The sequence below is a fragment of the Leptothoe spongobia TAU-MAC 1115 genome (genome assembly GCF_018739885.1).
Taxonomy (GTDB): domain Bacteria; phylum Cyanobacteriota; class Cyanobacteriia; order Phormidesmidales; family Phormidesmidaceae; genus Leptothoe; species Leptothoe spongobia.
In genome coordinates, this window is sequence record NZ_JADOES010000076.1 from 1 (window position 1) to 6,907 (window position 6,907).

Genomic DNA, 6,907 nt, shown 5'->3' on the forward strand with positions numbered 1-6,907 from the left:
CCATTCGTATCACTTCATGTCTTTGCTGTCTTGTCAATGCGTAAGTCCTATGATAGTCAAGTAGGTAAATATTGATTGATATGAGGAGGTTCACGTTGAACATCAAGGGCTGGTTTATGGAGCGCTTGCTTTATGGTGGTTTGTCTAATCTGAATAGAAAACAGGCGTTGCTGATCCTCGGGATGGCTTTATCTGAAAAATACTGAATCATGGCATTCCTCACAGATCGGTGCATCCCCCAAATCAGCAACGGCAGAAAACATTCGACAAGTACTAAAAATTAAAGTCATCCAAGTTTAACTGTTATTCGTATCCGTAACTGACAACCAATTGTGTTCTTATCCAGCTTTCTGCATACGTGATTTTCTCACGTATAGGATTGTCATGGAAAAGCAATTGTTTATCTATTTTTTGTGCTCTACCTCAAAAAGAATATTTACAACAATACTTATATTCCTTTCTGTTAGGGGTTTTTGAGTGTGTCAATATCTTTTTGGAATTTTGCTTTTAGTCTGCTTAGACAGAAGATCTACCGATTAAATTCTTCTCACGTTAGATTCTGAAAACAACTTTTTCATGGCTTCCGGAATTCAAGCAACATAGATAGAAGTAATCTTCTGTGTGACTCTTTGATGACCTAAGCACCTAAATTTAGGCCATCTAAAGTTTCAACAATTCATTTAACCAAACTCAATTTCAAGCCTGAGAGTTTTCTTTAGAGAAGACGCTGGTTTTGATGTGGTCAAGGTTCAAATATTTATAGCTCACAACAATTCACAACAGGAAAGTCCCATGACAGTCAATGGTGCCCCCATTATCCCCACACAGGATGTTAAAAATCTATCTCGTCTCTCGAAATGTTTTCAAAAGCTACGGATTACTGGCAATAAAGGCGTTAAGCTATGCCTGAGTTCTTGCTTATCCTTAGCGAGTGTATTGGCCATTTCAGCTGAAGCAATCGCCACACCGGTTTCCGTCGATGAGATCGCTCAAACTCAGGCTAATCAAGCCCAGACTGCCCAGTCCCCTACCCCAGAAACAATCCCAACAGAGACAGGAGCTGCTGCGCTCCGTCTGCAACCTTTCTTCAATCTCAACTACAACGAAGGTGCTGGCTTCAGGGGCTTTAGTAGCTTTGGTGGTTTTCTCCCTGTGTTTCAAACACCGGGGCAAAATGTCACCTTTATTGATGGTCGTGTGAGCGTAGATAACACCGGCGACTTTGGCGGTGGCTTGCAAGCTGGCTACCGAGGCCTGCTAAACGAAAGCACAATAGGGGGGGCTTATGCTGGGCTAGATGCTCGCAGTACGGGCGATCGCACCTTTACCCAGGTGGGCCTTGGCACTGAGCTACTAGGAGAGAACTGGGACTTAACCTTCAATGCCAACCTTCCTTTGGATAATGCCCGTCAGGTCGTTGCTAGCGACACCCAGGCCATAAACCCTCAGTTTGTCGGTAATCAATTGGCATTTGATGAGCAGCAAGTTGACCAGATACAAGCTGCCGTCACCACCGTGTCACTCGACGGTGGCCTTGAGCTGTTTGACTTTGGTGAAAGGAGCAGCTTGTGGGGGCGAGGCGGTGTGTATTATTTGGGGGGAGAAGCCTCTCAAAATAGTTTAGGTATTCGGGCCTCACTGGACTACCGCGTTCAAAACAACTTGCGTGTTGGTCTAGGTGTTCAGAATGACGGCGTATTTGGCACGAATGCGGTCTTTTCAGTGAGTGCGTTGTTAGGAGCCCCAGCAAAACGTCCATCTGATACGGAAGAGAATTCACAAGCGCGGCTGTGGGCCAGAGCAGCAGAACCCATTGCCCGTACCAACACTGTTTTGGTAGAGGATCGAACGGATGTTTCGATTCTCGAAGCCAGCATTATTGCTATAAACCCAGATACGAACCAGGCGTTTGTTTTCCATCATGTCGACCCGACTACAGGGGCAGCCATAGCGGCGGGTACCTTTGAAGCACCGCTCGATACCATTGCCAATGCCACTACTATTGCCACAGCCAACGCCGACAACATTATTTATGTGCAGGCGGGTGATGCAGGCGGTGCCTTTACACTGCCAGATGGGGTAGACGTGCGCTCAGTAGGGCCCACACAACTGTTAAATACTCAGTTTGGAGAAGTGATATTGCCAGGATCTGGCAGCGGCAACTTACCGACAGTCAGCGGCACTGCAACAATCGGCAACAACACATTGGTTTCGGGCCTGGCGATTGATCCGGCTGGGGCAGATGGCATTTTGGCTAATGGTGAGGGTATTACGATTGAAGATAATACAATTACCAATGCTAATGTAGGTATTAACCTGCCCGATATTGATGGCACGGTGGCGATTGTTCGCAATCAAATCTCGAATACAACTGACGATGGCATCTTCTTTGATGGCATTAACGGAACAGATAATGCCACAGTTACCGTCGCCAATAACACCTTGACCACAATTGGTGCAGCGGGCATTGAATTTGGTCTCATTGAGGGAGACGCTACCGCCAATATCACAGTGGCAAACAATCAAATTACGGATGCTCAACTCGACAATATTTTCTTTGATGACATTGAGGTCAATGCTGTTGCCACGATTACTGTTTCAGACAATGTGATTGAGGCAGGAGATGTAGATCCGCTGGTCGCAGGGGGGGATGGCATCGAATTTGATAATATTGAAGAAAATGCCAATGCCACCATTACCGTCGCCAACAATCAAATTAACAATGTAGCCTTTGAGGGGATTGAGTTTGGTGACCTTGAAAATGATGTGATCGCAACGATTACCGTAGAAAATAATCAAATTAACAGTAATGAGACAGGGATTGAGTTTGACAATATTGAAAACCGTGCTAATGCTACCATTGCTGTGACCAGCAATACGATTACTGTTGCTAATGAAGAAGGCATTCTCTTTGATGACATTGAAAACGATACCGTATCAAATATCACCATCGCAGAGAACAACATTCTCAGCGCGGGAACAGAAGGCATAGAATTTGACGTTATCGAAGATAATGCCAATGCCACTATTAACATCGTCAACAATCAAGTCTCGAACGTAGGAGAAGAGGGCATTTTCTTTAATGACATTCAAGAAAATGCCACGGCGGCTATTACAGTAACTGGTAATAGCATCACCAATGCAGGTGATGACGGGATTGAACTCACCTTAATCGAAGACAATGCCAACGTCACTGCGACTGTGACCGACAATACGATTACCAATCCTGGCGCTAATGGCGTGCGAATTGAGCACACGGCTGATACAGACTTCTGCCTGGCACTCGATAACAACAGTGTTACCACTCCTGGCGGCGATGGTTTTGAACTCGTGAGCAATGGGGCAGGTCAGTTTCAAGTGCTTGACCGGTCAAATGTTACCGCCAGGAATGTTGGTACCTTTAACCCCGACGATATTGACACCAATGCGGACTTTGTAGAGGGTACGGCGGGAGTCGCTCCTTGCCCCTGATGACTGCCTTCATGAGGTCTAGTCACACAAGATAAACCACGTCCATATCCAGATCCACAGTTTTTCCTTCAGCTAAAAATCCGGGTTTCAAATTGGACGTGGTTTAGTCACAAATCAGCTTTAACATGAATACTTCCGGAAAGGGAACTCGGAGAGACCCCAAGCAATCGGTTTTGCTTCCCTCCGATCATAAGCCCGCGCATCATCAAGACGAACAACTATAGTGCGTCACGCCACCCACATCAGAAAACGCACTAGGTCTTAGACGATAGTATTTATCTTCCACATCTTGTGATTGCTCATCATAGGGATAGCTAAATACTGCTTGCAACTCTTTAACTAACGTGTAGTCACCCTGCATGGCTTGTTGATAGGCAGGCACAATCAACCACTCTCGCCATGCGTATTTTGGGTTAGTCTGTTTCATCTTTGTTGATATCTCAGCCAGTGATATCTCAACTGGGCCGTCGTTAATAAGGCTGCGCCAGCTTTTTAGCCAAGATTGCCATTGTTCATCGAATTGTTGTGACGTTTTACCATAGAAACTTTTTTTCAAGGCTGAAACATCGTCTGGTATGTGGGATAACTCGCGAAAGAAAATGGTGTAATCCACATCTGAGTGGGTCATTAACTGCATTAACTGCTTAAACAGCTCTGGGTTAAATTCAGTTAAGCCAAGTTTGGTCGCCCACATTTTTTGAACTTGTTGTTGCATGGCTTCTGCAAAGCCACGGCCTATTTGGTCGAACTGTTCTAAAGCGTCAGCATCATCTGCCAGTAACGGCCTCACAGTTTTCCAAAACATATAATAGTTCGCGTCTGCTGCGACTGGCTGATTGATGAATGCAAAGTGCTGGCCGCCGCCCGTCCAGGGTTGAAACCAAGGGTCAAAAATTTCACAAAACCCAAAGGGGCCATAGTCGAGGGTAAAGCCGCCAGCGGAGCAGTTGTCACTATTAAAATTACCCTGGCAGTAGCCCACACGTAGCCAATTGGCCACCAATGAAATAAGACGCTGGCGAAATAGCTTAGCTAACTCAACCAATTGATCTGCAAAACCAAGGGTTTGATTAATGTCGCTTTTGTATTCTCGCTCAATTAAATGGGACACGATCATACCCAACTCTTCTGATGCTTTGGGATGGGCATTGTTGCGATCGCGACGGGCAAATAGCTCCAATTGGCCAACGCGCAAAAAGGAGGGGGCAACGCGGGTTGAAATGGCCACAGGATTCTCCACCAAAACATCAGGATCAAGCGAGCAGGAGTCTTGAGAATACCAGGGCCGGGTAACGGTCTCAGATTTAGACACATACAGTGTCAAAGAGCGCGATGTTGGCACCCCTAAAGCGTGCATATAGTCTTGCGCTAGAAACTCACGCACACTTGAACGGAGTACTGCACGCCCTTCGGCACCACGGCAATAAGGTGTTGGGCCACCCCCTTTCAATTGCATTTCCCAGCGCTGGCCATTGATAATGCCTTCAAATACAGATATCGCCCGACCATCGCCATAACCATTACCCGTACCGAATGGACAATTGTGGGTATATTCGGTGCCATAAATTGACAGGGCATAACCCGTCGCCCAGCCAACCTGACGCATCGGCTCATGGGCGACAGAGAGATCACCAGAAAATAGATGGCGAAATTTTTCATCCAGCGCTAACTCATCGCTCAACCCAAGTTCCTTAAAGAATGCACTGCTATGGGCTACATAGTCTGGGTCTGCAAGCGGCGTGGGTGTCACCGGTACGAAATGACCGGAAAAAACCTGGCGAGCCTGGTGATCATCACCATCGACCGTAGCATCAGGATCGGCATTTAAGGTATCCATCAGAGAATAATCCGTCAATCGCACAAACTGATCGAATGTGGTGACGCAGGGCTCAGCAGATGGTTTAGATTTGTTCAATTTTCTGCACCAGGTTTGTTATGGGACGATTAAAGAGCCAAAGCTTAAATATGTGTTTCATTAAGACTTTGTTTCTAAAAATTGAGCAAATATCATCAATTCCTCAGTAACTTGAGAAAAAGTTACTTTCATCTGTGTTGCTAATGTTTCAATTTTATCAATCTCAAAATCATCTGGGTAAATATGCCTGACTACATGACGAAATTTACGATATTCATCCAAGAGTTTAAGCGTTTCGTTTGAAATGACGGGCGGACGCACACCAGCTCTCTCAGTTGCCATCTGCTGAAGTAATAATTGGTGCCAATTGATGCCTTCAGGACGGGTATTGTCAATCTCTCTCGCAATCAGTTCAAACAAACGTTCCAAACCACTATAGGCGGCTTGAATATTTAAGGCTACAGAGTCTATGTATAGCTCATCCTGAGATTTCTTAAATTTTTGCCACCCTGCTGCTGCTCGCTCAAGCGCCGCATTTATGGGAAAAAATTCCTGTGTAATCCTACGTGCTAGCCTACTCAAACGTTGATGCCCTCTTCGTCGATAGATTCTAACAACCAAGGCCGACAGGTTTCAGCATTAACTAAATCAATTTTGAACTCATTACTATATTCGGCCACCTCAGCTACTGCATCGTAATAGGTTCCCTGTTTGAGTCCCCAAGCTGCTAGATCGATATCTGAATCTGGCCAATAATACTCTAGTTTAATTGCTGAGCCAAATACCTGTACTCTGGTTGCACCATACTTGTCACGTAGGAGCTTGGCCAACTTTGGAATCAGTTCCCAGGCTTTTTCCCACCGCACTTGAATCTCAGGGGTGATCACCTTTTTCGGAAGGGTATATTGCTTCCATTCTTCGGGAGTGAAGTCGAGGACAGTTTGAGCCATAGAACTCAGAAAAGTGAACATTATTATTCTATTTCATAGATAGAAAGCTGGATGTAAATAGTTCGCCTTTCTGGATGATAGGCAAACTCAACACAAACTATCTAATAAAATAGATGATGCCAGTGTGCCTACAATGATGCAGACCTATGACCGTTTGGCTTCCTCAATCAGCTGTGCCACTGCTTCCAAGGCACCAAATAGTCTGGCTAAATTATCAATTGTGTAGTTACCGGTGCTTCTGGTGAATGTGTCTAGCACCAATCGACCAAACTGCCAAAGGTTACCATCGGTGACGATGCCATAGACTGGAAATGTGGCATCCTCGTTTATTTTCTGGGAGGCTACTAACTCGGCTAAACATTGTCCCCATCCATGCTCAAAGTCGTTTTTCTTGGCTGCTACGACGACGACAATCGGTGTTTCTAGGACTGTTTTTCCGAGGTTTGAGCGCTTTGAAAAGATGTAATCTGGCGTCCCTGAAAGTGTGGAATCATAGGAGATACTCTTTTGAATCCAGAAAGAATAGTCTTGAGCGTGTTTTTTATACAGCTCGCGCGTATTAATTCACAGGGTCCCCTGAATTTCTCGTCAATATTGCGATGATCAGGTAGTGTAGTGGCCATGAGTCGCT

At 45.5% G+C, this 6,907-nt stretch carries 4 protein-coding genes; 1 reads left to right on the forward strand and 3 read right to left on the reverse strand.

Annotation, left to right across the window (positions count from 1 at the left end):
* Positions 1-792: 792 nt before the first annotated feature.
* Positions 793-3,471 (forward strand): beta strand repeat-containing protein, encoded by a 2,679-nt coding sequence (locus tag IXB50_RS21750; RefSeq protein ID WP_215611097.1) that lies wholly within the window; start codon positions 793-795, stop codon positions 3,469-3,471.
* A 205-nt stretch (positions 3,472-3,676) separates the two neighbouring features.
* On the opposite strand, the gene IXB50_RS21755 is transcribed toward IXB50_RS21750, so the two are convergent.
* From IXB50_RS21755 to IXB50_RS21765, 3 genes are read right to left on the reverse strand one after another with little or no spacing between them, the layout of a single operon-like run.
* On the reverse strand, positions 3,677-5,386 hold the full coding sequence (locus IXB50_RS21755; protein ID WP_215611098.1) for a protein adenylyltransferase SelO: 1,710 nt from the start codon (positions 5,384-5,386) through the stop codon (positions 3,677-3,679).
* A gap of 60 nt (positions 5,387-5,446) precedes the next feature.
* Positions 5,447-5,908, reverse strand: a complete 462-nt coding sequence (locus IXB50_RS21760) for a ribonuclease toxin HepT-like protein (RefSeq protein WP_215611099.1) — start codon at positions 5,906-5,908, stop codon at positions 5,447-5,449.
* Positions 5,905-6,276 (reverse strand): nucleotidyltransferase family protein, encoded by a 372-nt coding sequence (locus IXB50_RS21765; protein ID WP_215611100.1) that lies wholly within the window; start codon positions 6,274-6,276, stop codon positions 5,905-5,907. Before IXB50_RS21765 ends, IXB50_RS21760 begins: the two co-directional genes overlap by 4 nt.
* Positions 6,277-6,907 lie beyond the last annotated feature (631 nt).